The sequence below is a fragment of the Pinirhizobacter sp. genome, assembly GCF_036499745.1.
GTDB lineage: Bacteria > Pseudomonadota > Gammaproteobacteria > Xanthomonadales > Rhodanobacteraceae > Pinirhizobacter.
This window is the reverse complement of record NZ_DASYDG010000015.1, coordinates 136,077-161,395: the sequence shown is the minus strand read 5'-3', so window position 1 is coordinate 161,395 and position 25,319 is coordinate 136,077. Positions and strand designations below refer to the sequence as shown.

Annotated in this window: 27 protein-coding genes; 9 read left to right on the top strand and 18 right to left on the bottom strand. The window is 63.6% G+C overall.

Annotation, left to right across the window (positions count from 1 at the left end; all coding sequences use genetic code 11):
* Window positions 1-59: 59 nt before the first annotated feature.
* On the bottom strand, window positions 60-974 hold the full coding sequence (locus VGM61_RS05840; RefSeq protein ID WP_331521796.1) for a hypothetical protein: 915 nt from the start codon (window positions 972-974) through the stop codon (window positions 60-62).
* 215 nt (window positions 975-1,189) lie between these two features.
* Here VGM61_RS05840 and VGM61_RS05835 point away from each other — a divergent pair, with 215 nt between their 5' ends.
* Window positions 1,190-1,489: a helix-turn-helix transcriptional regulator gene (locus VGM61_RS05835; RefSeq protein ID WP_331521795.1), complete on the top strand. Its 300-nt coding sequence runs from the start codon at window positions 1,190-1,192 to the stop codon at window positions 1,487-1,489.
* Window positions 1,490-1,529: 40 nt separating this feature from the next.
* Window positions 1,530-2,006: a hypothetical protein gene (locus VGM61_RS05830; protein ID WP_331521794.1), complete on the top strand. Its 477-nt coding sequence runs from the start codon at window positions 1,530-1,532 to the stop codon at window positions 2,004-2,006.
* Here the strand turns inward: VGM61_RS05830 and VGM61_RS05825 are convergent.
* Window positions 1,976-3,412: a sugar porter family MFS transporter gene (locus VGM61_RS05825; protein WP_331521793.1), complete on the bottom strand. Its 1,437-nt coding sequence runs from the start codon at window positions 3,410-3,412 to the stop codon at window positions 1,976-1,978. The genes VGM61_RS05830 and VGM61_RS05825 overlap by 31 nt on opposite strands.
* Window positions 3,413-3,648: 236 nt before the next feature.
* Here VGM61_RS05825 and VGM61_RS05820 point away from each other — a divergent pair, with 236 nt between their 5' ends.
* Window positions 3,649-4,188 (top strand): glyoxalase superfamily protein, encoded by a 540-nt coding sequence (locus VGM61_RS05820; protein ID WP_331521792.1) that lies wholly within the window; start codon window positions 3,649-3,651, stop codon window positions 4,186-4,188.
* On the opposite strand, the gene VGM61_RS05815 is transcribed toward VGM61_RS05820, so the two are convergent.
* Window positions 4,185-4,544 (bottom strand): GFA family protein, encoded by a 360-nt coding sequence (locus tag VGM61_RS05815; RefSeq protein ID WP_331521791.1) that lies wholly within the window; start codon window positions 4,542-4,544, stop codon window positions 4,185-4,187. The two genes, VGM61_RS05820 and VGM61_RS05815, sit on opposite strands and share 4 nt — an antisense overlap.
* A gap of 111 nt (window positions 4,545-4,655) precedes the next feature.
* Window positions 4,656-5,420 carry a nuclear transport factor 2 family protein gene (locus tag VGM61_RS05810; protein ID WP_331521790.1) on the bottom strand — a complete coding sequence of 255 codons (765 nt, stop codon included), beginning with the start codon at window positions 5,418-5,420 and terminating at the stop codon, window positions 4,656-4,658.
* Between the two features lie 210 nt (window positions 5,421-5,630).
* Between VGM61_RS05810 and VGM61_RS05805 the strand changes: the two genes are divergently transcribed.
* Window positions 5,631-6,227, top strand: coding sequence for a hypothetical protein (locus VGM61_RS05805; RefSeq protein ID WP_331521789.1), 597 nt, complete (start codon window positions 5,631-5,633; stop codon window positions 6,225-6,227).
* Window positions 6,228-6,298: 71 nt separating this feature from the next.
* Here the strand turns inward: VGM61_RS05805 and VGM61_RS05800 are convergent, their stop codons facing one another.
* The 4 genes from VGM61_RS05800 to VGM61_RS05785 all read right to left on the bottom strand — a co-directional run bounded on the left by VGM61_RS05800 (window position 6,299) and on the right by VGM61_RS05785 (window position 9,488).
* On the bottom strand, window positions 6,299-7,030 hold the full coding sequence (locus tag VGM61_RS05800) for a hypothetical protein (protein ID WP_331521788.1): 732 nt from the start codon (window positions 7,028-7,030) through the stop codon (window positions 6,299-6,301).
* 225 nt (window positions 7,031-7,255) lie between these two features.
* Window positions 7,256-7,597 (bottom strand): hypothetical protein, encoded by a 342-nt coding sequence (locus VGM61_RS05795; RefSeq protein WP_331521787.1) that lies wholly within the window; start codon window positions 7,595-7,597, stop codon window positions 7,256-7,258.
* A gap of 57 nt (window positions 7,598-7,654) precedes the next feature.
* The gene (locus tag VGM61_RS05790) at window positions 7,655-8,476 is read right to left on the bottom strand and encodes an alpha/beta hydrolase (RefSeq protein ID WP_331521786.1); all 822 of its coding nucleotides are present in this window, start codon (window positions 8,474-8,476) and stop codon (window positions 7,655-7,657) included.
* 139 nt (window positions 8,477-8,615) lie between these two features.
* A complete protein-coding gene (locus VGM61_RS05785; protein WP_331521785.1) occupies window positions 8,616-9,488 on the bottom strand; it encodes an NmrA family NAD(P)-binding protein in 873 nt (290 codons plus the stop codon).
* Window positions 9,489-9,588: 100 nt separating this feature from the next.
* Here VGM61_RS05785 and VGM61_RS05780 point away from each other — a divergent pair, with 100 nt between their 5' ends.
* Together VGM61_RS05780 and VGM61_RS05775 are read left to right on the top strand one after the other, a co-directional pair.
* On the top strand, window positions 9,589-10,527 hold the full coding sequence (locus VGM61_RS05780) for a LysR family transcriptional regulator (RefSeq protein ID WP_331521784.1): 939 nt from the start codon (window positions 9,589-9,591) through the stop codon (window positions 10,525-10,527).
* A gap of 5 nt (window positions 10,528-10,532) precedes the next feature.
* On the top strand, window positions 10,533-11,762 hold the full coding sequence (locus VGM61_RS05775) for an alpha/beta hydrolase-fold protein (protein WP_331521783.1): 1,230 nt from the start codon (window positions 10,533-10,535) through the stop codon (window positions 11,760-11,762).
* Window positions 11,763-11,768: 6 nt separating this feature from the next.
* Here VGM61_RS05775 and VGM61_RS05770 read toward each other — a convergent pair whose 3' ends face one another.
* Window positions 11,769-13,373 carry a carboxylesterase/lipase family protein gene (locus VGM61_RS05770; RefSeq protein WP_331521782.1) on the bottom strand — a complete coding sequence of 535 codons (1,605 nt, stop codon included), beginning with the start codon at window positions 13,371-13,373 and terminating at the stop codon, window positions 11,769-11,771.
* A gap of 90 nt (window positions 13,374-13,463) precedes the next feature.
* Entirely contained in the window at window positions 13,464-14,603 is a 1,140-nt protein-coding gene (locus VGM61_RS05765; RefSeq protein WP_331521781.1) for an alpha/beta hydrolase, read from the bottom strand.
* A gap of 219 nt (window positions 14,604-14,822) precedes the next feature.
* Between VGM61_RS05765 and VGM61_RS05760 the strand changes: the two genes are divergently transcribed.
* Window positions 14,823-15,656, top strand: a complete 834-nt coding sequence (locus VGM61_RS05760) for a methyltransferase (RefSeq protein ID WP_331521780.1) — start codon at window positions 14,823-14,825, stop codon at window positions 15,654-15,656.
* On the opposite strand, the gene VGM61_RS05755 is transcribed toward VGM61_RS05760, so the two are convergent.
* Window positions 15,653-16,906 (bottom strand): ABC transporter permease, encoded by a 1,254-nt coding sequence (locus VGM61_RS05755; RefSeq protein ID WP_331521779.1) that lies wholly within the window; start codon window positions 16,904-16,906, stop codon window positions 15,653-15,655. The genes VGM61_RS05760 and VGM61_RS05755 overlap by 4 nt on opposite strands.
* Entirely contained in the window at window positions 16,899-18,221 is a 1,323-nt protein-coding gene (locus VGM61_RS05750) for an ABC transporter permease (protein WP_331521778.1), read from the bottom strand. The genes VGM61_RS05755 and VGM61_RS05750 overlap by 8 nt, the downstream gene beginning before the upstream one ends.
* A 183-nt stretch (window positions 18,222-18,404) precedes the next feature.
* Between VGM61_RS05750 and VGM61_RS05745 the strand changes: the two genes are divergently transcribed.
* Window positions 18,405-19,433: a nitronate monooxygenase gene (locus VGM61_RS05745; RefSeq protein ID WP_331521776.1), complete on the top strand. Its 1,029-nt coding sequence runs from the start codon at window positions 18,405-18,407 to the stop codon at window positions 19,431-19,433.
* A 23-nt stretch (window positions 19,434-19,456) separates the two neighbouring features.
* Here the strand turns inward: VGM61_RS05745 and VGM61_RS05740 are convergent, their stop codons facing one another.
* Window positions 19,457-19,705, bottom strand: coding sequence for a hypothetical protein (locus VGM61_RS05740; RefSeq protein ID WP_331521775.1), 249 nt, complete (start codon window positions 19,703-19,705; stop codon window positions 19,457-19,459).
* A 210-nt stretch (window positions 19,706-19,915) separates the two neighbouring features.
* Here VGM61_RS05740 and VGM61_RS05735 point away from each other — a divergent pair, with 210 nt between their 5' ends.
* The gene (locus VGM61_RS05735; protein ID WP_331521774.1) at window positions 19,916-20,521 is read left to right on the top strand and encodes a GIY-YIG nuclease family protein; all 606 of its coding nucleotides are present in this window, start codon (window positions 19,916-19,918) and stop codon (window positions 20,519-20,521) included.
* Here the strand turns inward: VGM61_RS05735 and VGM61_RS05730 are convergent, their stop codons facing one another.
* The 5 genes from VGM61_RS05730 to VGM61_RS05710 all read right to left on the bottom strand — a co-directional run bounded on the left by VGM61_RS05730 (window position 20,522) and on the right by VGM61_RS05710 (window position 25,308).
* Window positions 20,522-21,331 (bottom strand): CHAD domain-containing protein, encoded by an 810-nt coding sequence (locus tag VGM61_RS05730; RefSeq protein WP_331521773.1) that lies wholly within the window; start codon window positions 21,329-21,331, stop codon window positions 20,522-20,524.
* 131 nt (window positions 21,332-21,462) lie between these two features.
* Window positions 21,463-22,554, bottom strand: a complete 1,092-nt coding sequence (locus VGM61_RS05725; protein ID WP_331521772.1) for a cyclopropane-fatty-acyl-phospholipid synthase family protein — start codon at window positions 22,552-22,554, stop codon at window positions 21,463-21,465.
* Window positions 22,551-23,345, bottom strand: coding sequence for a DUF1295 domain-containing protein (locus VGM61_RS05720; RefSeq protein WP_331521771.1), 795 nt, complete (start codon window positions 23,343-23,345; stop codon window positions 22,551-22,553). The genes VGM61_RS05725 and VGM61_RS05720 overlap by 4 nt, the downstream gene beginning before the upstream one ends.
* Window positions 23,342-24,574, bottom strand: a complete 1,233-nt coding sequence (locus VGM61_RS05715; RefSeq protein ID WP_331521769.1) for a cyclopropane-fatty-acyl-phospholipid synthase family protein — start codon at window positions 24,572-24,574, stop codon at window positions 23,342-23,344. The genes VGM61_RS05720 and VGM61_RS05715 overlap by 4 nt, the downstream gene beginning before the upstream one ends.
* Window positions 24,571-25,308: a DUF1365 domain-containing protein gene (locus tag VGM61_RS05710; protein ID WP_331521810.1), complete on the bottom strand. Its 738-nt coding sequence runs from the start codon at window positions 25,306-25,308 to the stop codon at window positions 24,571-24,573. Before VGM61_RS05710 ends, VGM61_RS05715 begins: the two co-directional genes overlap by 4 nt.
* Window positions 25,309-25,319 lie beyond the last annotated feature (11 nt).

Below are 25,319 nucleotides of genomic sequence, written 5' to 3'. Positions count from 1 at the left end.
ATCAGCTTTGATAGTGATGCGAGAAAAAATATACGTTGGAGCGTCCGGTACCCGAGAATTTACGACGACCCCATCTGGACAACACCCCGACGCTTCAACGCTTGCAGGGTCGCCAGGCGATCGGCCGGCAAGGTAATCGACCGTTCATCGTCTTTGAAGAAGACGGTCAACGTGTTGGACGCCCATTTGAAACGCGGCCGTTCAATCGGCTCAAGCATCGGCGTGTCGCCCGATGCCCAATAGGCTGCGCCATCCTCCTCGATCACGAGATAGGTAATCGTCGGTTGGGCGGAGAATGACCAGGTTTCAAAAGCTCCAGCAGAGCTTTTGCGGTGGTCGCGTTGTTGTCGGCAAGCTCTGAGCAACTCGGCGCATGTCTGGTCCCATGTTGAGCGGACGGCGGCGATGTCGGGAAAGAGCCTTCGCTGGTGGTGGTCCAGCCATAATTTGAACGCGCGGGCCTTGGCGTTCGGCAGCGGCACATCCAGGTGGTCGGTCGTCACACTGGTTTGCCCTTCCTCGCTGCTGGCCCAATGCTGGGCGCAATAAGCGGGCAGGCGCACGGCCTGAAGGTGAACCAAGGTTCGTCCGGTTTCTACGGCGGTCCATACCGTCTCTGCCCAGTCACGAGATGCCACGTAGTGCCCCGTCGCCAACAGCCTGCGCCGCTTCGACGTCAAGGCAATCCTGCAGCGGTTCCTGGGACGCTTCTCGTGGGCCAACGTCACGGTTTCTATCTTGTGTTCGACAACGAGGTGGCCCAAAGGCGCGCAGAAAAAACGAGCATGGCCTTCCACGTGGATGCATACCTCACGGCGTGCACGGTCGATGCGTGCTTCGAGCCCCTTCACCTCGAAGCGGTCGGCGGTAGCCATGGCCGCTTTGATTGCCTTCTCCCAGCGCCTCATGACGCAGGCAAAGGCAATGAGCCCAGCGATCACGGCACCGAGGACGATGAGGGTATCGGTTGGCATGCGTTGATTCCTTTCAACAGTGATGAAGCTAGGGCATTCCTCGGTTTTTATCCTTGGGTCGGCGTAGCCTTTGGAAGACGAGAAGCGGACGGCGGTGATCTACATGATTCCTTCGAATCAATCCGATGTAACTATAAAGGATATTGGAGTATCGAGGTGAAGACGGAGTAAATGATTTAGGGATAAAGACTTGGCTGGCTTGCTGGAGCCGTCTGATGAAAGTCACATCCATCCACCGCCCTGAACACGCCGTTCTCGTCGGCTTCTTGAGGGACTTGCGTGTCGAGGCCGGCCTTACCCAGTCGGAGGTGGCTGCAAGCCTTGGTGTTGCTCAAACCGCTATTTCAGACATCGAAATCAACGAGCGGCGTGCTGACTACCTGCTCGTACAAGATTTGTGCAAGATCTACGGTATTGCCATGTCCGATTTTGTTGCCGAATTTGCGCGACGACTTAGGGTGGGAGCGAAGGGCAAGCGCAGGACCGTGGTAAGAAAAGACAGCCGGTCGAAATAGCCGGTCCGTGCATCGGATAGCTTCAACAGGGGAAAAACGGATGAATCGATACCAGAGAGCAGGCCAACTGGCCTTGATGATGGCGGCTGTGGCGTACGCGTCGGTGGCGGTGGCATCGCCGAAGCCCGATACCGACACACGTGTTCCCAGCGAACAACGGCTGAAAAGTGCCGGCCCCGCGGTCACCGGGCATCCAGACGGCTGGCCCGAGGCGGTGCCGCTACCGGAGGGCGTGGGGATCGATGGCTATCAGTGCTCAAACCGCTTCTGCACGCTCTGGTTCAGCCTGATGGATTTCGACCACGTGATGGAGCTCAAGCGCAACTACATGAAGCTCCTCAAGGACAGCGGCAAATGGGAGCAACTCGGCTCGCCGCGCGGACCTTATGAGGCCGAGGCGTTCCGCTACACGGGCCCGATGTCGTCCGGATGCGGCTACACCCTGGAGATTCGCCAGGGTTCCATCGCCAACGACTACTACCACCGTTATCGCGTGTCCACGTCGCTGACCTGGTAGCCCGGCAAGCTTCGTTGCTGATAGGGATAAAAGCGGCTTTCCCGCAGCTCATGCTCGATCTGTTCCAGGCTCTTGCCCATGGTTTCCGGCACAAGGAAATACACGAAGGCCAGGGCCACCACGGATATCGCCGCGTACAGCCAGAACGTGTGCGTGGCTCCCAGCCAGGTCACCAGCGACAGCGTGGTGAGCGACACCAGTAGGTCGAAGATCCAATGACTGAAGGCGCCCACACCGGCGCCTTTGCCACGCACGAACAGTGGGTAAACTTCTGCGTTGATCAGCCAGATGCAGACGCCGAAGCTGCCGCAATTGAGCATCATGTAGGCGGCCAGGCAGGCAACGGTGAGGCCCCGGCTGAAGTCGGTGGTTGGGCCGGCTCCCTGGAACAACCATCCCATCAGTACCAGGGCCACGATGGAGCCCGGGATCATCCATAGCAGGTAGGTGCGGCGGCCGATCTTGTCCACCAGGATGCTGCCGATGACGGTCATAACGACCAGCAGCACGGTGCTTGCGCCAGTGCCCAGAACGGCGGCGCGGTCAGAGAATCCCGCCTTGGTCAGGATGGTTGGGGCGTAGTAGATCAGTGCGTTGTTACCGGTGATCTGCGAAAACATCGAGATGCCGGCGCCTACGACGAGCGCCGGACGTATCCACGGCTTGGCGAGGTCCTTCCAGTGGGCGCTGGGTTCTTTCTGCGCCACGGTCTGGATCTCGGCGATCTCCGCATGGGCCGCGGCGGCGGAGCCGCGGATGCGCTGGAGTATTTTCATGGCCTCGTCGTTGCGGTGCTCGGCCACCAGCCATCGCGGACTCTCGGGAAGGAAGATCATCCCCGCCAGCAGCACGATGGCCGGTACCACGCCAAGGCCGAACATCGTCCGCCAGTGCTCGCCCAGCACGAAGCCGGTGAAATACGCCACGGTGATACCGAACACCACCATGAACTGGAACAGCACCACCATCTTGCCGCGGTGCTTCGACGGCGCGACCTCGGCGATGTAAACGGGAATGATCTGCGTGGCGCTGCCGGCCGACAGGCCCAGCAGCAGGCGGGCGGTGATCAACCAACCGACACTGGGCGCCAGCGCCGACGCCACGGAGCCCACGGCGAAAAGCACGCCGATAAAGATAATCATCCGCCGCCGTCCCAGCCGGTCGGAGGCCGGGCCGCTGCCAAGGCAACCAAACAGTGCGCCGAAGATGATGGCGCCGGTGACCAGTTGCTTGGTGGTGTCATCCAGGGCGAACTGCCGCCCCAGGCCGAGCAGGGCCACGCCAATGATGCCGGTGTCGTAACCGAACAGCAGGCCGCCGAGTGCGGCGATCACCGCGATGCCAATGACCAGGCCAGTGGGCGCGGCGGTGGCAGTGTCCGCGGATGCAGGTGTTGCTGCGTGCATGCATGTTCCTTGGTGAGTCCCCAGCCCGGACACCATACGATGAATTCCCGGTTCCTTGAAATCGGCCCCGTTGCGGGCGTAGTCTTTGCCCAGGGCCGATGCTGCCCGCCGCCTGCAGCCTGTCGAAGGCACGGTGAAAGCATTGCGGTGAACCTTTCTTTCGATCCTTACGATCGGCGGGTGGGTCGGCAACGCGGGCACCGACATTTCATCTGCCGGACATCGGAGGATTTTCCATGACCAGCATCGACCAGGCCAAATCCATGGCCAAGCGCCTGCGTACCGGGTTGGCGGCGCGCGAGATCGATATTGCCCATGCAACGGCGCTGGAGCTCGTAGCCGCGCAGTTGGGGCATGACAACTGGAACGTCGCGGCGGCCAGGCTTGATGGGGCGTCTACGCAAGCCATTGCCTTCAATCGCACCATTCCGATCCTGCGCACGTTCGACGAGGCCAAGGCGCGCGAGTTTTACCTTGATTTCCTGGGCTTCAGCGTCGACTTCGAGCATCGCTTCGAGCCGGGGATGCCGCTGTACATGGGTATTTCGCGTGCCGGAATGTTCCTGCATTTGTCCGAACACCACGGCGATGCCAGTCCCGGCTCAAACGTGTACGTGCCCATGCGTGGCCTGCGCGATTTCCATCGCGAGCTTAGCGAGAAAAAATACAACTACGGACGTCCGGGCATCGACTCGCATCCCTGGGCCGATGTGATGCAGGTGTATGACCCATTCGGCAACCGCATCCGCTTCAGCCAGGAGCGCGACCCTGCTTAGGCATCGGGTTCATTGGGTTGCTGGGGCGACTGGGGAAAGCGAGGGATTGTCTGATCAAGGCAAACCCACTCTTGCGCACTGGCAGTATATATATCCAGCATGGGTTTGAAGTCCGAGGTATCGTCAAGCGAGGGAAATCGGATAGACGTGGCTTGTGAGTAACCTTCGCTTTGCGTGAAAAGCGGAGTGCCGCAGTCAGGGCAAAAACTGCGAGTTGCGAGCGCTCCGCTGCTTGCACGAACTGCGTATGTCTTCGGTGTACCGATGATCTCAAGGTCGGCGGTCTTGACGATGATGCCCGACGCAAAAGGAGCTCCACTTGAGAGCTGGCAGTCCCTGCAATGGCAGTTGACCATGGCTATCGGCTCCCGCAAAACGGTATAGCGGACCGACCCGCACGCACACCCGCCTGAGAAAGGAATGTTCATAGTGCACTTTTTCTAGTGATACCTATCCTGATTATAGGTCTAGTGCGTGCCGTTCACCCGTGTGCCCACCGCGACGGGATTGCCATGCTCGATCACGGACATGGTTTTTCCGCCGTTGGTGAATTCGAAGCGGAGGTCGCGTTCGGCCGCGAAGAAACTTGTCGCCGTCTTCGGATACAGCGTGAGGTCGATGCCCTTGGACTTTATGCGCAGGTGGTCGCCCTCCACCGTGATGTCCGCGGGGCCGGCTTGCGGCGTGTCGTAGTGGCCGGCGAAAGCGGCCAGTTTTGCCGGTGACAGCACCAGGCCGGGTTTGGGCGGTGTGTATGCGGCAGGGCCGTGGCCGTAGCTCAAGATGCGGTACATCTGCCAGGCATCACCGGCGTGCTTCCATACCACGGTGAAATCCGCCTGGCCATCGAGGTATTCCGCGCTGCCGGGTTTGGTCACGTAGAAGCGGTGCTGGCCTGTGATCATGGCGTATCCCCCAGCCAGGGGATGGAACTGCACGCTCCCGGGCACGGCCTCGCGTCGAAGGTGCATGTTGGGTGTGCCGCACACGCCCTTGCGCAGGGAATCGACGATGCCTTCGCGGGTGGTGGTGAGGCCTGTCTTGTCGTGGAAGAACTCGGCATCGGGCGCGAGCAACGGCCCCATGGCGGTCAGGTCGCAACTGTTGAAGGCTCGCCAGTAGGCATCGTCCGCCGCCGATACGGCGGCCTGGTCGGTCTGCTGTGCAGCGACGCCGAGCGGAAACATAAGGGCCGCCGCGACCGCCGGCAGCATCCAGCGTACGTGTCCCATGCCTTGGGTCCCCCGGGGTAAGCGATGTTCCCATTTCATCGCTAGCTTGAGGCTAATTGAAGTCCCGGAAGTCATCGGTCGAACGTCACGTTCACCTGCCATAGGCCATATGGCCGGGCAGGGGCCCCTGCCATTCCGTGCGCACGCGATGTACTGTTTCGCGCGGGACGCCGCTCGCGGCGCCCGTCAATCATGGACAGGGGAAAACTTATGAAGATGCTATGGAATGCCGCCTTGTGCGGCATGGTGTCGTTTGGGCTGTGCGGCTGCCTGAGTATGAAGTCGGTTGCCGATCCTCAATACCGGCACGCAACGTACCAGTCTATCCAGCACACCGACGCCCCCGTGCCGGTGAGCGTGGATGCTTCCTTTGCCGTGAACGGAACGCCGAAGCCATCGGTCGATGCCATGGTGAAGACATCGGTGGAACGCGTGCTTCGCGGGACGGGAGCCTTCGTTCCGGGCATCTCGGGTAATGCCACCCTGACGGTGGCGGTAAACAACGTGGCCGACGTCGGCGCTGCGCGGGCGAAGGGCTTCGGCACCGGCCTGACCCTCGGCGCGGCGGGCTCGGTGATCAACGACCTCTATGAATTCAATATGACCTACAAGGTGGGCGGTGTCACCCAGTACCAGGCCACCCTGCACGATGGCATCGTGTCATCGATCGGCAATGCGACGCCGCCTGTCCCAGGCCCCTACATGACGCCGGACATGGCTTTCCTGCAGGCCGTGGAAGACGCGGTGCTTAACTTCGTGCAAGGCCTGCAAGCGCAGGGAAAAGCGCAACGAACGGCGAGCAACTAACTCCCATCCGGACGAAGGCCCGGGAATTCCCGGGCCTCGTCATCCGCCGGTTTGCCGGCGGCACCCGTACCTTAGCCCTGTGCTTCGCAGTGGCTGGCGGTGCATTCGATGTGCAGCACCTTATGCCCGGCCGGACACTGGCTGAAGAACGAACCGTGGTCGCCGTCGACCTGCTCGACACGGATCATCCGGTCGCACTGCGCGATGGAGGCCACGTCCTGGGCGGCATGGAACATCGGCACGCTCACGCGCGGATCCAGGCTTGCCGGGCCACCCGGTTGCGGCATGTAGCCGGCCGGCGCCGCTTGCGGCACGGCATCGGTTGCGCGGTCGTCGGAGCTGCCTGGGGTGGCCGCTGCCACCATGGCCGGTGCGTTGCCCACTACTGACATCGAGGCCATCGTCGACTGCATCTGGTTGAGAGTGAGCTCCTTCGGATAGCGGTGCGCGGCGCTGTCGCCGAGATCCACCGCCATGCCGATCAGGCCCCCGAAGAGGATGTTGCCGAAGAACATTCCGCGCAGGTGCGAGGGATACACGCCCGACGCCACTTCCTGGCCATTTCGCGTGCAATGCACATTCAACGGCTCCGACGACCGGTGGACCAGGGCGTGGCCCGGCGCCGTTACGTTCACGCTGCTCTTGTCGTTATGGACATTGCACGTTGAGCCGACAATGGCATTGCCGCTGCCTGCCGGTGCCTGGATAGCCACCTGCTGGAAACGGCCGCCGACGATGGTGGCGCATGCCGAAAGCCCGACAACCGAAGCCAGTACGATTCCCTTCACTACGATGCGATGCATATTTCCCCCTGATTGGACTACGCGCGCGCAGGCACATGGCCCTGGGGCCACGATCTGAATGCGAATCCGGAAGCTTTGCTTAGGCGTGCGGCATGTCCATGCGGCACGGGCGCGACGAGCCCCCCGACCATCGCGCTGTCGCATTCTTGCAAAATAAACTTCCGGTGCGCCAGCGTTTTTCCCGAGGGTCGGCCTTCTAGCCTAGTCGTAATTTCTTGCGTACGGCTACGTTTTGGTCGTCACCGTGGCGATGGCGTAGGTAATGAAGATGGCCACGAACACCATGCCGCAGATGGCCAGGGTGAAGGCCACGTCCGCGATGCGCTCGACGCGGATCATTCGTTGCCGGGTGCTTGCCCGCAGGGCGAAGTAGGACGAAAAGAAAGCGACCAGGAATAGCAGCGCATCGAAGGCCACGAAGTCGTCGGCCAGGGTATCCACGTTGCGCAAGGTGATCACGATGCGCAACAGGCTGATCACTGTCAGGCATACGCCGACCATGCCGGCCGAGGCGCTGAAGATGTGCCGGCAAAGCTCGGGATCGAGCTCGGTCTTTTTCCATCGCATCGTCTGCCCCTGGTATCGAATCAACAGGGCCGGTGCCTAACACCGGCCCTGCGTGCATCAGCAGCGGAAGAATGCCAGCAAATCAGCGTTGATCACGTCTGGGTGGGTGGTGCACATGCCATGGGGGTAGCCCTTGTACACCTTCAGCGTGCCGTGCTTGAGAAGCTTGATCGACAATAGCGCCGCGTCGGCGATGGGAACGATCTGGTCGTCGTCGCCATGCAGTACCAGCACGGGCACGTCGATGTTCTTCAGGTCGTCGGTAAAATCCGTTTCGGAAAAGGCCTTGATGCAGTCGTAGTGGGCTTTGGCACCGCCGATCATGCCCTGGCGCCACCAATTGCCCATGATGCCTTCCGATGCCTTCGCGCCATCGCGGTTGTAGCCGTAAAACGGGAAGGGCACTTCCTTGTAGAACTGCGCGCGGTTGGCGGCGAGCTGGGCACGGAAGTCGTCGAACACGGCTAGCGGAAGGCCGCCGGGATTGCTTTCGCTCTGGACCATGATCGGCGGCACGGCGCTGATCAGCACGGCCTTGGCCACCCGGCCGGCACCATGCTGTGCCACGTAGCGGGCCACTTCGCCGCCACCGGTGGAGTGACCGACGTGGATGGCGTCGCGCAGATCCAGATGACGGGCCAGGGCCGCGACATCGGCGGCGTAGGTATCCATGTCATTGCCGGTGTCCGTCTGGGTGGAACGCCCATGGCCGCGCCGGTCGTGGGCGATCACCCGGTATCCCTGCTGCAGGAAATACAACATCTGGGCGTCCCAGTCGTCTGCGCTGAGCGGCCAGCCATGGTGGAAGACGATCGGTTGGCCCTTGCCCCAGTCTTTGTAGAAGATCTCGGTGCCGTCGGTGGTGGTGATGCTGCGCATGAGCGTGTCCTTCGTTGGCGCCGCGGCCCGCCCGCGACGGTAGATGACCCCCAAGCAGGGTAGGACACCACGCTTTCAGGACCGCGACAATTCGACCATCCGCCAGATAGTCCGGTATCGCCATGCGGCCGTTGCGCTGCTACCCCTGGCCGGCGGTGGCGACCAGTGCGTCGACCACGGCCTGCACTTGCGTGGTCCCCTTGCGTACGTGCGTGCCCGTGCCTTCGAAGGCGATCCATTCTTCGTTGAAGCCATCGATCATGCGTGCCCGCGGTACGGGATATTGCATGCCCTGCATGGCGAATGTGGTTTCCCACGCACCGCGCGGCACTGCCGCCGGGCTGACCTCGCGGCCCACGGCATGGCCGAGTGCCCTGGCCAGGTCGTCAGGTGAAACGCGCCGTGGCCCTTCCAGCTCGACGATGCGCACACCCTGCCACGTATCGTGCAGTAGCTCGGCGGCTAGCGCGGCGATATCGCGTGTGGCGACCATGGGCACGGGCTTGTCCAGGGGCTGCAGGAAACTGTGCAGCACGCCTTCATCGCGCGCACCGGCCACGTCCCACGCCGCGTTTTCCATGAACCACGCCGCACGCAGGAACGCCACGGGGACGGGCAGGTGGCCGAAGGCGTGCTCCACCAGGCCCAACTGGCTCAAAAGGTTCGGCTCCTGCGCCTGCGCGCCGATGGTGGAGAGCAGGACCACCTTCGATGGCCGCGCGATGCCGATCGCACGGACAAGGCTGCCGATCACGGGGTAAAGATCCGGAAATCCCGGGGATGGATCGAAGTTGGGTGGGATCAGGACGAATACGCCTTCAGCACCGCTGAAGGCTTTCGCCAGGGCTTCGCTGTCGGCGAGGTCGGCCACGGCCAGATCGCACCCTCGTATAGCCCACGGCTGCGCCTTGGCGGGATTGCGTACGACGGCTCGTACGGTGGCGCCCTGGTCGAGGAGATGGTTGGCCAGCGCGCTGCCGACCTGGCCTGTGATGCCGGTGATGGCGTACATGGGAATGCCTTGCATGGAGGAGTGGGCAAAAGGGTACGATGGGCCAAAGGCGAACAGAAGATCATCGAGATCACGATATCCATGACCAAAAGTCATCAATATGCAAACCGATAACCGATTGCTCAATGGTGCCGGCGTGTTCCTGGCGGTCGTGGAAAGCGGCAGTTTCGCCCGCGCGGCGGCCGTACTGGACATGACCTCCTCAGGGGTCAGCCGGGCGGTGGCCCGCCTGGAGCAGCGGGTCGGTGTGCGCCTGCTGCACCGGACCACGCGCGCGGTGCGGGCAACCGCCGAGGGCGAGCGCTTCTATGAAGAAGTGGCACCCCTGATGGCCGGCATCCAGGCGGCGGCGGAGCACGCAGGCGGTGCGTCCGGGCAGGTGCGCGGCCATTTGCGGGTGCGCGCCGATGGGCTGTTCTCACGCGTTGTCCTGGCGCCCCGGATTGGCCAGCTCCTGGCCCTGTACCCGGAACTCGACATCGAACTGCAGACACACGAAGACGTTGGTGACCTGGTGGCCGATGGCATCGATGTGGCCGTCCGCTTCGGTGAGCCGGCGTCCTCGAGCCTGGTAACGCGACGACTTCTGTCCACGCGCGTGCTCACCGTGGCCTCGCCGGCTTACCTTGAACACCATGGACGGCCCAAACGTCCGCAGGACTTGCTGCAGCATCGCTGCATCCAGTATCGCGATGCGTCATCAGGGCGGCCCTTTCCGTGGGAATTCCACCAGAAGGGAAAAATCTTGCCCGTGGCCGTGCCATTTTCGTTGTTGGTTACCGATGTCGGTGCCAAGCTCGAGGCATGTCTTGCCGGTGCCGGGATTACCCAGGTACTGGCGCTGGGCATGCAACCGCTGATTGCCGGCGGCCGCCTTGTCGAACTGTTCCCGGACTGGCCTGGCGAGGTATTTCCGCTCCATGCGTTCTATCCTTCGCGCAGGCATCCGCCGGCGAAGGTAAGGGCCTTCATCGAATTCTGCCTTGGGCTGGTGGGTGAGGGCGACATCATCGACGTACATGCGATGAAGGGAGATTGACGATAATGGCTTTTGACTTGTTACGTGGCTGGTGTGTTGCCCTTGGCTTTGCCGTACTGGGCATGGCGGTATCCCCGGCAAGCCCGGCGCAGGACGCAGGGGATTTCAAGCCCGCGCCCACCAACGTGTACGGGGCGGAATACCCCCGTGTGTCGGCAGACTCCCGCGTGCAGTTCCAACTGGTAGCGCCTGAGGCCCATGCCGTGCAGGTAGAGATGTGGGGCCATCCGAAGATGGATCTCGTCAAGGGGGCCGATGGCACCTGGACCTTGACCACGCAGCCGGTGGTTCCGGGTTTTCACTATTACAACTTCTGGGTCGACGGCATGAAGGCCAACGACCTGGGCAGCCATGCGTTCTTCGGTGCGCTTTATGACGCCAGCGGCATCGAAGTGCCAGAGAAAGGCGTGGATTATTACCTGCCGCGGGACGTGCCGCATGGCCAGGTGCGCGAACACTGGTATCACTCTTCGGTCACCGGTGCGTGGCGTCGCGCCATGGTCTACACGCCGCCCGGTTACGACGCGCAATCCACGCGTTACCCGGTGCTTTACCTCCAACACGGCGCGGGTGAGGACGAAACCGGCTGGAGCCGGCAGGGCAAAGCCAATTTCATCATGGACAACCTGATCGCCGAGGGTCGTGCCGTGCCGATGATCCTGGTGATGGACAACGACTACGCCACGCGTGCCGGCAGCACGGAGGTCAATACGAACAAGCTGCCGAAAGACCCGCAAGCCCGTAATCGTTCGATCCATGAACTGGCCGATACTTTCGGCGATGTCGTCACGCGGGACCTCATCCCTTCGATCGACCGTTCATTCCGCACGCTCACCGACCGCGACCATCGTGCGCTGGCCGGGCTGTCGATGGGCGGCATGCTGGCCGTGCCCCTGGCGTTTGGCCATCCGGATCAGTTCTCGTACCTGGGGATATTCAGCAGCGCGCCGATCGAGTTTTTCGGCGGCAAGGTCACCATTGATCCGAAGAAGGATTTCGGCGGTGCACTTGCCGATCCGGCTGCCTTCGCCCAGCGCTTCCACGTGTTGTGGCTGGGCATCGGTACGCAGGAAGAGCCGTTTATCCACGATCCGGCCATGCATTTTCACGAAGCGTTGGAAAAGGCTCATATTTCCCACCGGTTCTACCAATCGCCCGGCACCGCGCACGAGTGGCTTACCTGGCGGCGCGACCTGCACGAGTTCGCGCCGCTATTGTTCCGCGATAGAAAGTAAAAGCTTCTATCGCGCAGGCTTTGCCTTGGCTTCTGAGTCGAACACCGATTGCAGCACGGCGTGCCGCTCGGCGTGGTGGTCAACCTCCGTGCGCGTATGGGCGTCGATGGTTTGCCGCAGCAGGCCGCCGTCACGTTCGCCCAGGGCCGGCCACGTCGGTAGACCTTTGCCGTTGGGGTCGCCATGGATGATGAAATTGGCGAAGTAGGCCTGCATCACGCGCGAGGTGGTCTGGTCGGCGTCTGACCAGGCGTAGACCAGGTTGCTGTCAAGATTGCCCAGTGCATATTCGATCTCGGCGCTGTGTACCGCACCGGCATCAGGTTGGTCGCCGGCCTGATGCTCGCGCTTGGCCGGCCGTGGCTGGGCGTAATAGTAGAACCACACCGGCGCCTTGCCCGTGCGGTGCTGCAGTTCCATCCAGCGCCAGGTGGAATGCGCAATGAACAGGTCCGATGCCAGGTCCGTGCACGACTGAAGCGCCTGGGCGTCGTCGCCGGCGGGATACTGCTCAAGAACTTTCCCCGCGTTTGCACCGAAGCGTGTTGCCAGATAGCGGCGGTAGTTTTCGGCGCCGGGCGATGCGTCTTTCAGCAGTGCCGCGCAGGCACCCTCCTGGGAATTGGAACCAAGAAGCAGCGGCACATCGGCCTGCTGGTGTTGCTGAAACGTCTTCTCGGGCTGTTGGGTGAGGAATAGCCCGTCGATAATGGGCCCCCAGTGCAGGTTCTTGCGGTTGCGCGTGGCTTCGAGCAGTTCCCTGGCGGGCATGGCGCGAAGTTCGGCAATGGATCGCTTGCCGATTTCGGCCGCGAACCGTTGGGCCTGGGCTTCCGCGGCGGCCCGGTCGCGGGGATGGAGCGTTGCAAACATCGCACCACTCTCGCCGATCGCCCGGGCGAACAAGCCGCGCGAGAGTTTCGATGCCATGTGTCCGCTGACCGACATGGAACCTGCTGACTCGCCGGCGATGGTGACCTGTGCCGGGTCGCCGCCGAACGCGGCGATGTTGGCCTTCACCCATTGCAGCGCGGCGGTTTGGTCCAGGAGGCCATAGTTGCCCGAGGCATGCTCGGGTGATTCGGCATCAAGCGCGGGGTGGGCCATGAATCCGAACACGCCAAGGCGGTAATTCACCGTGACGGTAACCATGCCCTTTGTGGCCATGCTGGCGCCGTCATAGCGCTTTTCCGAGCCGTCGCCGCCATTGAAGCCACCGCCATAGAAATACACCAGCACGGGGAGTTTGCCATCGGCATGCGCGGCCGGTGTCCACACGTTGAGGTACAGGCAATCCTCGGCCATGCCGTTGGAGCGGAACACCATGTCGTCGAACAAACCCAGCTGCATGCATTGCGCGCCGAAGGCCTCGACGGCGCGTACGCCCTGCCAGGAGGGCGAGGGTTGCGGTGGCTTCCAGCGCAGCGTACCCACCGGTGGCGCGGCAAAGGGAATGCCCAGGAACTCATCCAGCGCCACGCCCTGGACGGTCACGGATTTGCCCGCGAGCCGGCCGCCGGCCGTGGATGTTTCAGGTGTCGCGGCCGGGCTGCCGGTTGCCGTGACAGCCAGGGCCAGGAAGAACGCCATCGGAAGCCATGCCTTTGCCATCGTCGTGCCTTGCGCTGGGGAGACCACCAAAGGTTAACGCCTGGCCGGCCTCCCTGCAGGGCATCGCATCACACCGAAGGATGCACCGGCCTAGTGCTCCACGACGTCCGCGGGTGCCACGTCGCCGGCGGCGACGGCATAAGGCCGTGCATCGTGCACCAGGTGGTCAAGGAAGCGGCCCGGCTGCTCCTGCATCACCATGTGCGCTGAATCTTCGAACCACACCAGCTCTTTCGCCGGCGCCTTGATCGTCTTGAACCAGTCCGCCGCCACCACGTCGGGCACGGTCTCGTCGTGGCGTCCTTCGAACAGGAATATCGGGCACTCGAACGTCATGCCGTCGGCGAAGCGATAGGTGGTGAGCGCGGGAAGCAGGTGCTCGAGGGAGAACGTGCTGCCCTTGCCAATGGCGTTGATGTCTTCGTCGTCGTACTCGGGCGCGAGCTGCCACGCTTCGGCGTCGAAATCGAAACCGTCGCGTCCAAAGGCCAGGCCGCCGTACTTGCTCGACCATTGGCGAACCACGCCGATCTCCTGCAGGGTGATCGGCTTCTTCGGATTGGGATAGGTGCCAAGCGCCGTAAGCGCGTCAATGGCTTTCTGGTCGTGGCGCGCCCGGGCGCCCTCCATGTCGAATCGATAGACCTCGGCCTCGGCCCGGGGCATGTCGATCGCCTGGCCCACGCCGATATATGCGTAGAGAAGCTCCGGATGCTGGTGCGCGAGGTTCAGGCCGAGAATGCTGCCCCAGGAATGGCCGATCACGAAGATCTTGCGCTTGCCATAGGTTTTGCGCAGATATTGCACCACGGCCGTGGCGTCGTTGGTCATCTGCTCAACCGTCATGCCGGCCTCGACGTTTTTCGGGTCATTGGCGCGGTAGGTCTTGCCCGCGCCTCGTTGGTCCCATTGCACAACGGTGAAGAAATCTTCCCATGGTTGCTGGAAGGTATAGGACAAGGGCATGTCGGGCGATGCCGGTCCGCCATGGATGAACAGCAGCACGGGGTTGCGGGTGTCGTTGCCGCGTACCGAGATCCACTGCTTCGTGCCATTGACGTCGATCGTCTTCAGCTCCTGCACGCCATGGGGGCTTACCACCTTGTGCGATGCGGCGATGATGTCGCGGGCTGTTTGCTCGGTGAAGGGCGGATCGGCCAGCGCGAGTGCGGGCAGGGCAGTCATCATCGCAATAAGGACGGCTGGCAGGATGTGAAGCGGACGAGGCATGATGCAATTCCTTATGGATGGATCGATACACCTGTGCAATCGGCATGCCACGGCATATTTCGCCGCGCGCAGGCAAGGTAAGGCCGACCGCGGACATTTGGCGCCGTCCGCGGACGGCATGCCATGGGACTTCCGGCACGGTATCGCCGTGCTACCACCGGGCTATCGTTGTCCGCCTGAACGTTGGTCTCTTCGGTCGCTGCCCACACTATGCTTGCCTTGCTGCAACAACTTGAGCTTGATGCCACGCTGCTCGAACGCCACCGGTTTGCCGATCGCGTGGACGCTATCGATCGACTCGAAGAACTGTTGATGCCCGGCTTGCCGGGTTCGTCAGATGGCTTTGAACGCCTGCATGGCCGCACGCGCGACATGTTGAAAACGCTCGAAGATGCCAACGCCCGCGTGAGTGCAGATATCAGGAACGCGGTTATTCGCGGTGAAGGCGCAGCTTGCCTGCGCTCGTGGCTGGACAGGCTTGGCGCCCGTGGCGCACAAGGCGACGGCTATGACTATGCCGATGCGCTGGTGGCCGGAATGTTCGACTTCGGCAACGTCAACGACACCGGCGCGGCGCCGGGCGAAGACATGGTTTTCTACCAACCCACGCCGGTGCGGCATGTGGTGGCGATGATCGACAGGCTGGCGCTTGAGCTGGCAGACACGGTGGTGGATCTCGGCGCGGGCCTGGGGCACGTGCCGATGCTGGTGAATATCCTTACCGGCGCTTCGACGGTCGGCATCGAGTTGCAGGCGCCGCTGGTGGAGCGGGCGCGCGAAACGGCGCAGGCGCTGGGTCTGCAAGGCGCGTCATTCATCCATGACGACGTCCGCGCAGCCGATCTCTCCACGGGCACCGTGTTCTACCTCTACACGCCCTTCAAGGGTGCGGTCATGGACCAAGTGCTGGCCCGCCTGGCAGAAGAAGCGAAGGGCCGGCCGCTACGCATTGCCACCTTCGGTCCATGCACTTTGCGCGTTGCCGCCGAGCCGTGGCTGGTGCCCACGGACGTGCCAGGCGAGAGCCGCATTTGCCTGTTCCACCCGGCCTAGCGCTGGCGGATGGCCTCGACCGGCGCGGTGGCCGCGGCGCGGCGTGCGGGCCCCAATACCGCTACCTGGCCAAGCAGCCACAGCAACACGGCGGCCAGCGGCACGACATACCACGGCATCAGCGCAAGCTCGAACGCCTTGAGCAGGCCCAGGTTGGCGGCATACGCCAGCAGCGCGCCAAGCACGATGCCGCCGGTGACAATCAGGAAATTCTCGGCCAGGAAATAGCCAAGGATGTCCTGACGCCGAGCGCCCAGCGCGCGGCGCACACCAATCTGCCGCCGGCGCTGTGATACCCAGAAACTGGACAAGCCGACGATGCCGGCAGCGGTGGCCAGGAGCAGCAGCACGCTCACCGATCCCATCATCAGCGCCACGCTGCGGTCGGTGGCATAGCCGCGTTCACGCGCCTGCTTGAGCGTGACCACGCCCTTGTCCGGATCAATCAGCCGTTGCCGGCTTTGCGCCCAGAGCGCAGCGACCGCCGCGGGGATGGTCTTGTCCATGCCGCCGGGGGTGGCGCGGACGATGTAATTCGTCCCGAAGGCAAGATCGGCCGCGCGCGCGGGGTACAGCACCGTGTCTTCATCGATGCTGCGCGTGGTACTGCCGGCATAGGGGCCTTGCAGGCTGTCCAGCACGCCAATGATGCGGACGGGTCCATCGGGCAGCCATACCGTGCGGTCCAGGGCATTTGCACCCGGGAAGAGCTTACCGGCAAGACTCCGCGTGACGATGATCACCGAAGCCACGGCGGTGTCCACCGAACTTGAGCGCAGTATTTCATCGGCCCTGAAATTCCGCCCCGCAACGAGGTGGATACCCAGCGTGTCGATGGCGTGGTCGTCGGCGAAATACATGATGCCCAGGCGGGGCTTGGTGGTCTGCTCGCTGGTGGTTTTGATCTGGGTCAGTACGCCCCAACCGCCTTCAAGGGGATAGGCTTCGCTGGCAAAGGCGTCGTGGACACCAACAACACCACGCAGGGCCGCCAGGTCCGCGCGCATGAGCGCATCCACCCGGTGGACGTCCAGGCCCGACCCCCACTGGTTGGCGATGACGAAGATGTTGGCCTCGTCGGTACCACTGGGTCGCGAAAGATGCACCACGCGGGTAGCCACGATGAAAAGCGCGTTGCTGACCACGGCCAGGGTCAGCGCCACCTGCAGCACCACGAGCAAGGTTGCCATCCTGTGTCGCCGCAGTGCAGCCAGGATCGGACCGGTTTGCAGCCAGGTGCGCTTAGTCATCGGTCTTGATCTGCCATGCCGGTTGCACCTGCGCTGCGCGCCAGGTGGGATAGAGCGCCGCCAGGAACGTGGCGCCCACGGCAAGCACCACGGTGCCGAGCATCAAGGGAAGATCCATGTGGGCCCACGCCGCGATCGTGGGCTCGAAGACAAGGTGCACACCGCGAATGCCCAGCCACGTCAGGCCCATACCCAACAGCGCGCCGGCCATGCCGATGGCGACGGCCTCGGTACCGAACTGGCGATAGATGGCTGCGCGGGAAGCGCCCAGTGCACGGCGCACGCCGATCTCGGTCGAGCGTCGCATGAACCGGGCCAGCATCAGTCCCACCACATTTACCATGGCGATCAACAGGAAGCTCAACGCCACCATCATCGAAAGGTTGGTGGCTTTGGGGATCACCCGCTGGCTCGCAAGCCAGGCGTTCAGGCCGGTGAGCCGTATGTTCGGCTCCCAGGCGAAGCGGCCCATCTGCTGCTGGGTGGTGGCGTAGGCGACCAGGAACTGCCGGTAGCGGGCCACGTCCGCGGCATCACGCAGTTGCACCCACGCGCCGATCCACACGCATTCGCTGTGCACCCACGCGTTGAAATCGGGAATGTTCGGGTCGGCGGCGACCGCGCTGCAGTAGCCGGTAAGACTTCTCTTGGCCAGCGCAATGGCCTTGCGCAGCGGCAGGTAGATGTCGCCCGGTGCGATGAAGGCGGTTCCTGTACTGGCCACGTCGTAGAAACGCGGCCAGGGCTGCCATGGGCCGAGCACGCCGACGACGCGGAAGGCATGGCCATCGAGGTTCATGCTGCGGCCGATGCTGTTGTCACCACCGAAAAGCCGCCGGTTCAACCGGTCGCTGATCACCACCAACGCCGCGCCGTCCTCGTCGTCGGCTTGCGACCAGACATGGCCCTGGGCGAAGGGCGCGCCGAACATGGCGAAGAAATCGCGAGTGACGGCGTCGCCATCCAGGCCCGAAGGTTGCCCCGTACCGTCATCCGGGTCATGCACGAAACTCACCGGATACAGCAGCGTTGTCGGCGTATGTCCCCGCGCGTGCCAAAGCGCCATGGCGTCGGCATGCGACAGGAGGTTCGGCGGTTCGCCCTGGTTCGTCCGCGTGGGGCCGAAGTTATCCACCTGCGGTACGAACAATGTAGCTGAGCGGCCCGGTAATGGGTCGGCAGCGGTGACCCTGAATACCGACCAGGCAACCATGCAGGTGGCCACGCCAACACCCATCAGCACGATGATCAACGCCGTCAGCACACGGCTGCCGCGGAAGCTGCGCAGGGCCAGGCCCAGGTAATAGCCGAACATGGTCGATCCGTCAGATTCCCCCCAGGGAGAATAGCCGGTCCATCAACCCCCATGCGCATTCCGGTCGCGACGCTGCACCTTGATAACCACGACGGGATGCCGGGCTTGGGTACGCACCCGCTTTTGTTGCACCATGGCGGAATGCTGCCTTTCCTTCCTTCCTTGATCCTTGAGCGACTCGGCATGCGCCTGCCGATCATCCAGGCGCCGATGGCCGGTATCTCCACGCCCGCCATGGCTGCAACGGTGTCCGGGGCGGGTGGGCTCGGTTCGCTCGGCGTCGGCGCGATGACGGCCCGGGCGGCCCGCGCCGCCATGGATGAGTTCGGCCAGCTGTCCGACCGCGCCCTCAACGTCAACCTGTTCGTCCACCGGCCGGCGCGCGAGCGGGCCGATGTCGAGGCCGCGTGGCTGGCGCGCCTTGAACCTGAGTTCGCACGTTTCAGCGGCAGCCCTCCCGCGCGATTGGCCGAGATCTACCGCAGTTTCCAGGTCGATGACGACATGCTGGCGATGCTGCGTGAGGCAAAGCCCGCCGTGGTGAGTTTCCATTTCGGTATTCCCGACGAAGGCAAGCTGAGGGCGCTGCACGAAGCGGGCATCGTGCTGATGGCTTCGGCCACCAGCCTCGCCGAGGCGCGCAGCATTGCCCAGACGCCCATCGATGTGATCGTGGCGCAGGGCTACGAGGCCGGCGGGCATCGCGGCATGTTCGACCCCGATGCCGTGGACGACGAAATCGGCATGATGGCGCTGGTACGCACGCTGGTGCGGCGCCTGGACAAGCCCGTGGTCGCCGCTGGCGGCATCATGGACGGTGCGGGGATCAAGGCTGCACTGGAGCTCGGGGCGGTGGCCGCACAACTGGGCACCGCCTTCGTTGCCTGCGACGAATCCCTGGCCAATGAAGCCTACCGGCAGGCCCTGCTGGGCGATGCCGCGCACCACACGGTGATGACACGCGCCATTTCCGGCCGCCCCGCGCGCTGCCTTGCCAATCGGTTCACGGCGCTGGGCGCTGGAGCCGCGGACGCGGATATTCCCGACTATCCCAGGGCATACGACGCAGGCAAGGCACTGCATGCGGTGGCGCGCGCCGCCGGGGAAGGGGGATATGGCGCTCAATGGGCCGGGCAGGGTGCACCCCTGGCGCGGGCCATGTCCACTGCCGCGTTGATGAGCGCCCTGGAAGTCGAGCTGGCTTCGGCTTGACGGAAAACCTCAAGGGGTGCGATTTAGCTGAGGATATCCTGGGACGGCCCGATGGGCTCCAGCTGGGGATCGAACGTGCGCCACCGCCCGTCGCCACCCTGGATGCTGATACAGGCAGTCACGCCGAAGTTCACTTCACGAGCCTTCGCTGACTCGCGGGCGAAGGCGAGGGCGGCCTGGCGGGAATCAAAGTTCCTGCGGCCATCGGTGGATATATCCACGTGCCAATCGGCGGAGCCCGCCGGTTCAAAGGGAATTTCGTAAATGACCATCGGTGTAATTATTTGCGATGTTGATACACCGTAATGCCTTGATGTGCTTGTCGGCGCCGCTTCTGCGTGAGCATCGGCATCATGTGCATGAACATCGGTCATCACGTCCCTCCCCGAACGGCATCATGGCGGGGGATTCACCCCGGTGCAATGTGCACCGCGTCATGGGTTTGTTCAGCCCGGGCATGTCCGGTCCTAAACTTCATCGGCATGGAACCCGAACCCCACCACCCTCGCTTCGCTTCAGGTGGACGCGCCTATGTCTACGTGCTGCCTTGCCGTGACGAAGACGTGCTGAAAGTAGGGTTCTCCCGTGATCCATTCACGCGCTTCCACGACTTGCATCGGCGTTTCTTCGACTTCTTCGACCTTGACCGAGGCATGCTGGTGGAGGTCGACCATGTGAAGGAGGCGCGCCGGATCGAGCGCGCCTTGATCGAGCGGTTCGCCGGGGACCGATGCGTGGCACCACTGGTGGTTCGCGAAGCGGCCGCTGGGAAAACCGAGTGGTATCGCGGAGTGTCTCCGGCAGTCCACGCGCTGGCGGCGCAACTGGCCGGTGAAGGCGGCCATTCGGTAGCCGCGCCGCTGCGGCCCTGGCTGCTTGATCGCATTCGGGAACGGGCGGACGTACTCTACGACTGGTCAGGCCGCCTGCATGACATCGCCCGCGATGCCCGCGTCCATGGCGCGGACGCCACGGCCGTCGAGCGGGTGCTGGTGGACACCTTGGACATGTGTGATCGCATCGGGCTGGCCGTGGATGACTACGTCAGCGCCGAGGTCGCTCGCTGGTACCGGTTCGGCGGTGGTTGATCAGCCGCTCCGGCTGCCGGGCTTGAGTTCGTCGCGGATGCGACCGCGCAGATGAGGCAGGCGGGCAGGGTCTGCCACTTGCACCAGGGCGGAGCGCAATACATGAAGATCCTGGCGGAATCCCAGTTCGTCGGCCAGCCGGGTCAGTTCGTGCAACGTTTTTCCCTTGTGCGGCAGGTGCGCCGCGGCGTGCGGCCCGACTTTCTTGTGCAGCTTGCGCAGGGTTTCCAGCTGCAGGCGCTGGCGGCGCACGCGGCGACGCCAGCGGTGCAGGTTGGTAGCAGTGGGCCTTGCGGCATATTCGTCGGCCAATGTGTCGACCTTGCTGGTCGTGTTCTCCCACGCCTTGCGCAAGGTCTTCGCGCGCAGTTGCGACCATGGCAGCGCCGCGATGGCCTGGCGAGCCGCGCGCAACTGGTGGCAACGGCGCTTGAACGCCGGGTCCCGCGCCAGGGCGTCGTCCAGCAGGGTGTCGCGCCTGCGCCGCAGTGCATCGGCGACGGCAAGCCATTCATCGTGCCCGTCGCCCGCCAGTTTATCCGCCGTGCCGATCACCGCCTGGGCATCGCGAAGCGAGGAAAGGCTCGACGCAAGGCGTTGCAGGTCGCGATCGACGGGCACGAGGGTATCGCCGAAGGCCTTGCGGCAAAGGATCAACGTTGCGCGGAGGCGACGGATCGCCTTGCGGGCCTGGTGGACGCCACCGTGCCGGTCTTCCACGTTGCCCAACGCGCGCAGTGCGGCCCGGCATTGCGCATCGGCAATGGCCGCCAGTGCCTGGGCTACCGGTGTCACGTCGTGATCGGACATCGGCGCAGTGTAACCCGCACGATGGTCGACGGCAGTCCCCGACCCGGGGCACCCGCCGGACTGCCGTCCTGGGCGTGGCTGCGTGGCTGGCGCCGTCTCCGCCGGTGTGGCGAGGGGGGCGATGAGCCGGGCTAAGCCGTTGTTCGGCGACGCACGAAACGGTAATGGGCCACCATCCACGCCTGGCCGCCGTCGAATCCGAATAGCTCTGCGCAGGCCATCCAGAACATGCGCCAGCGCTGGAACCAGAGCGGGGCGGCCGGACCGTAGGCCTCCTCCAGCACCTGCATCACCTCGTCTTTGTTGGCGTCCTGGCGTCCCAGCCACGCATCGGCGGTGCGCTGGTAATGCGTGCCATCGACCAGCCAGCGGTCGGCCACGCACAGGTCGCGGTCGAACCATAACAAGGTATCGACCGAGGGCATCAGGCCACCGGTAAAGAAATGACGGCCCATCCAGTCATCCTGGCCGGTGGTCTGGAATGGATACATCAGGAAGCGGTGGGCGAAGATATGCACGAACAGACTGCCGTCCGCGCGCAGCCAGCCGGCGATCCGTGACATCAATGCATCGTAGTTGCGCATGTGCTCGAACATCTCTACCGAGACGCAGCGGTCGAAAGAGCCCGAAGGCAGGGCCAGTGCCTGCACATCGTGCGTGATCACACGCACGTTGTTCAGTCCCCGCTCCCGGCACCGCGCCTGGATGTACTCTCGCTGGCTGTTCGAATTGGATACCGCGGTAATCCGCGATTCGGGGAAATGCCTCGCCATCCACATCGTCAGCGAGCCCCAGCCACAACCCAGTTCCAGGATGTCCTGGTTGTTGGACAGTCCCGCGCGTTCGGCGGTAAGCGCGAGCATGGCCTCCTCCGCTTCGCCAAGCGTCTGGTTGTCCGTGCGATAGATGCAGCTGGAGTACTTGAGGTTCGGCCCCAGGCACAGTTCGAAGAACCTGGGTGGAAGCTCATAGTGCTGGCGGTTGGCGGCATCGGTATGGATGGCCACCGCACTTTGCTTGAGTTCATCAATCAGCCTGCCGAAGCGTTCGGCCTGGCGCCCCGGACCGCCAGCGGACTCCTCGGCAAGGCGTTTGGCGCAAAGGTGGCGTATGGCGCGGCGAAGCATGGCATCAGGCACCAGGCCGCGTTCGGCCAGGCCCAGCAAGCCGGTTGCCGGGCGATTGGGCGTGGCTGGACCAAGGTCAAGGGTGGCTGTATTCATCGATCGTTCCTTTGCGCGGGCCGGGTGTGAAACCATGGGAAGAACATGGGTGTGCGACGCTGGTAGTCGCGGTATTCCTCGCCACGGGAGCGAAGCGCCTGTGCTTCGGTGAAGGGCACGCCGCTGAGGTAACGCAAGAACAGGTACATCACTACCGGGCCAGCGAAAGCCAGCCACCACAGTGGCGAGCCCACGGCCAACGCTGCGTACGTGAACCAGTGCAGCCACTCGAAGAAGTAGTTGGGGTGCCGGCTATAGCGCCACAGGCCCTGGTCGCAGGTGCGACCCTCGTTCGATGGCTCCGCGCGGAACCGCGCCAGCTGGTTGTCGGCTACGATCTCGCCGCCGACACTGCCCAGCCAGATCACGGCGGCCACAATGCAAGCCCCGACCGAACTCGCCGGGTTGGCCGCGACGCCCAGGAAGGGCAACGCGAACAATCCCACCAACAGCGCCTGGAATTCGAAGAAGCCGAAGATCCTTCCCTGGCTGCCCTGCCAGTGCGCGCGAAGATGGCGATAGCGGCCGTCTTCATCTTCGCCACGGACGCGCCGCCACAAGTGCAGGCCCAGGCGTACGCCCCACAGGCCGCCGAACAATGCCACCCCAACACGGGGCAGTGCGGCGCCGGGGCCAGTAACGGCGGCCCATACCGCGCTGCCACCCACGCTGAACGACCACAGCACATCGACGATGCCGATGTTGCCGTGGCGGCGCTGCCAGGCCCAGCCGGCCACCATCAGGCTACCCGCTACCAGCCAGATCACCACCAGGCTCCACCAGGTATTCATGCTTGTTCGAACAGCAGGTGCGAGACGCCGATGGATCGTTCGCGGAAGCCACCCTCGCAATAGGAAAGATAGAACTCCCACATGCGGACGAACCGTTCGTCGTAGCCCATGGCCCGAACCTGGGGCAGGAAGGCCATGAAGCGCTCGCGCCAGGCTTGGAGCGTACGGGCGTAGCTCAGGCCGAAGTCTTCCTGCCGCACCAATGCAAGCTCGCTCGAGCGCGCCTTGGACGCCATCATCGCGCTGATCGAGGGAATGAAACTGCCCGGGAAGACATGGCGCTTGATGAAGTCCACGGACTTCAGTGCCTGCGCGTAGCGGTGGTCTTCGATCGTGATCGCCTGCAGCAGCGCGCGGCCCCGGGGACGAAGCAGCGCGCCGATCTTGCTGAAATAGCCATCCATGTTGGCAGCGCCAATGGCTTCGATCATCTCGATCGACACCAGCTTGTCGTAGCGTCCGGTGAGGTCGCGGAAGTCTTCCAGCAGCAGACTTACCTGGCCGCCCAGGCCAGCGCGTGCCACGCGTTCGGAAGCCAGTGCATGCTGTTCTTTCGAAATTGTCGTGGTGGTGACGTGGCAGCCGTAGTGTCTGGCTGCGTGGATCGCGAACCCGCCCCAGCCGGTGCCGATCTCCATGACGTTGTCGCCGGGTTTGAGATCCAGCCACTGGCACACACGGTCGAGTTTGCGTTTGGAGGCGAGCTCGAGCGTGTCGTCGTCGTCCTCCCATAGGGCCGAGGAATACATCAGGTCCGAAGAGAGAAACAGATCGAAGAATTCGTTTCCCAGGTCGTAATGCGCGGCGATGTTGCGGCGCGCGCCTGAACGCGTGTTCGGGCGCATGGCGTGCCAACAACGCATGGCCGTCCCACCAAGCCTGGCAAGGCCCGTCTCCATCGCATCCAGGTGATTTCGGTTGCGCACCAGCAGGCGGATCAGTGCTACCAGGTCGTCGCACTGCCAGTAGTTCTCCATCCATGCCTCGCCGGCACCGATGCTGCCGTTGGTGGCCACGGCGGCGTAGAACCGCGGGTCGCGCACGTGGAGGTGGACCACGATGGCGGGTCGTTCCTGCAGGGGCTGGCCGATCTCGACGCGCCCAAGGGCGTCGGTGATCACTAGCCGCCCCTCCCTCATGCCAGCCATGCTGTCCAGTACGCGTCGACGCAGGAAGCGCTGGCCGACGGACATCGCCGCCGTCTCGCCTTGGATCACGATCGCGCTCATTTCGAAACTCCTTGCGGGGAGGGGTGGTCGTGGACGGGATTGCCTTTGAGCCATAGACGCAGGGCGTGCCAGTGGATGGCGCCGACTACCTGGACGCTCATCAGCGGATAACGCCATAGCACGCGTGCCAACGTCGGGCCGGTCAGTGCGCGGCGCTCAAGACGCAAGTGCGCATCGAACTCACGCTCGCCGTCGCGCAGGATTTCCATGCGTACGCGAAGGTGATCGCCTGGTGTGGAGAAGCGCCAGTCGTAGGTGCGGTCCATCGGCACGAACGGCGATACGTGGAAACGCTTGTCGAATTCCCAGCGCAGCCAGTCGCCCCCGCGCGCGGCGTCGCGCACCGGCAACACGTAGCTGTGGCGCTCCTTCCAGGGTGTATTGGTGATTTCCGCCACGATGCATTCCAGCGCGCCACCGGCATCGTGGCAGTAGTAGAAGGTCACCGGGTTGAAGACCATACCTGCATAGCGCAGGTGAGCGAGCATGCACACCGAGCCTGCCGGCAGGTACCCAAGCACGGTGGATGCCCGCTCGCGTACGGCCTGGGCCAACGGTGTGGCCGAGTCCCCGAGATAATCGCCACGGCGGAACTCGGCAACGTTGCGGCCGTGCGACGACCACAGCCAGCGTCGGTTGAATATCTTGTCGACCTCGTCGAGATCCAGGTAGAGCTGCGCCATCTTGTAGTGGAACAGGTGCGGATGCGGCGCCAGGCGCCGATGCGTCACCATGCCTTCGTAGA

Coding starts and splice junctions, on each gene's coding strand:
- VGM61_RS05765 (WP_331521781.1), bottom strand. CDS start 14,603: ATGCCTCGTCCGCTTCACATCCTGCCAGCCGTCCTTATTGCGATGATG.
- VGM61_RS05725 (WP_331521772.1), bottom strand. CDS start 22,554: ATGAATACAGCCACCCTTGACCTTGGTCCAGCCACGCCCAATCGCCCG.
- VGM61_RS05800 (WP_331521788.1), bottom strand. CDS start 7,030: ATGCATCGCATCGTAGTGAAGGGAATCGTACTGGCTTCGGTTGTCGGG.
- VGM61_RS05790 (WP_331521786.1), bottom strand. CDS start 8,476: ATGCGCAGCATCACCACCACCGACGGCACCGAGATCTTCTACAAAGAC.
- VGM61_RS05735 (WP_331521774.1), top strand. CDS start 19,916: ATGGAACCCGAACCCCACCACCCTCGCTTCGCTTCAGGTGGACGCGCC.
- VGM61_RS05805 (WP_331521789.1), top strand. CDS start 5,631: ATGAAGATGCTATGGAATGCCGCCTTGTGCGGCATGGTGTCGTTTGGG.
- VGM61_RS05720 (WP_331521771.1), bottom strand. CDS start 23,345: ATGAATACCTGGTGGAGCCTGGTGGTGATCTGGCTGGTAGCGGGTAGC.
- VGM61_RS05740 (WP_331521775.1), bottom strand. CDS start 19,705: ATGGTCATTTACGAAATTCCCTTTGAACCGGCGGGCTCCGCCGATTGG.
- VGM61_RS05810 (WP_331521790.1), bottom strand. CDS start 5,420: ATGGGACACGTACGCTGGATGCTGCCGGCGGTCGCGGCGGCCCTTATG.
- VGM61_RS05750 (WP_331521778.1), bottom strand. CDS start 18,221: ATGTTCGGCTATTACCTGGGCCTGGCCCTGCGCAGCTTCCGCGGCAGC.
- VGM61_RS05780 (WP_331521784.1), top strand. CDS start 9,589: ATGCAAACCGATAACCGATTGCTCAATGGTGCCGGCGTGTTCCTGGCG.
- VGM61_RS05770 (WP_331521782.1), bottom strand. CDS start 13,373: ATGGCAAAGGCATGGCTTCCGATGGCGTTCTTCCTGGCCCTGGCTGTC.
- VGM61_RS05840 (WP_331521796.1), bottom strand. CDS start 974: ATGCCAACCGATACCCTCATCGTCCTCGGTGCCGTGATCGCTGGGCTC.
- VGM61_RS05715 (WP_331521769.1), bottom strand. CDS start 24,574: ATGAGCGCGATCGTGATCCAAGGCGAGACGGCGGCGATGTCCGTCGGC.
- VGM61_RS05825 (WP_331521793.1), bottom strand. CDS start 3,412: ATGCACGCAGCAACACCTGCATCCGCGGACACTGCCACCGCCGCGCCC.
- VGM61_RS05730 (WP_331521773.1), bottom strand. CDS start 21,331: ATGTCCGATCACGACGTGACACCGGTAGCCCAGGCACTGGCGGCCATT.
- VGM61_RS05830 (WP_331521794.1), top strand. CDS start 1,530: ATGAATCGATACCAGAGAGCAGGCCAACTGGCCTTGATGATGGCGGCT.
- VGM61_RS05710 (WP_331521810.1), bottom strand. CDS start 25,308: ATGGTGACGCATCGGCGCCTGGCGCCGCATCCGCACCTGTTCCACTAC.
- VGM61_RS05755 (WP_331521779.1), bottom strand. CDS start 16,906: ATGACTAAGCGCACCTGGCTGCAAACCGGTCCGATCCTGGCTGCACTG.
- VGM61_RS05795 (WP_331521787.1), bottom strand. CDS start 7,597: ATGCGATGGAAAAAGACCGAGCTCGATCCCGAGCTTTGCCGGCACATC.
- VGM61_RS05815 (WP_331521791.1), bottom strand. CDS start 4,544: ATGGTCAACTGCCATTGCAGGGACTGCCAGCTCTCAAGTGGAGCTCCT.
- VGM61_RS05835 (WP_331521795.1), top strand. CDS start 1,190: ATGAAAGTCACATCCATCCACCGCCCTGAACACGCCGTTCTCGTCGGC.
- VGM61_RS05775 (WP_331521783.1), top strand. CDS start 10,533: ATGGCTTTTGACTTGTTACGTGGCTGGTGTGTTGCCCTTGGCTTTGCC.
- VGM61_RS05820 (WP_331521792.1), top strand. CDS start 3,649: ATGACCAGCATCGACCAGGCCAAATCCATGGCCAAGCGCCTGCGTACC.
- VGM61_RS05785 (WP_331521785.1), bottom strand. CDS start 9,488: ATGTACGCCATCACCGGCATCACAGGCCAGGTCGGCAGCGCGCTGGCC.
- VGM61_RS05745 (WP_331521776.1), top strand. CDS start 18,405: ATGCGCCTGCCGATCATCCAGGCGCCGATGGCCGGTATCTCCACGCCC.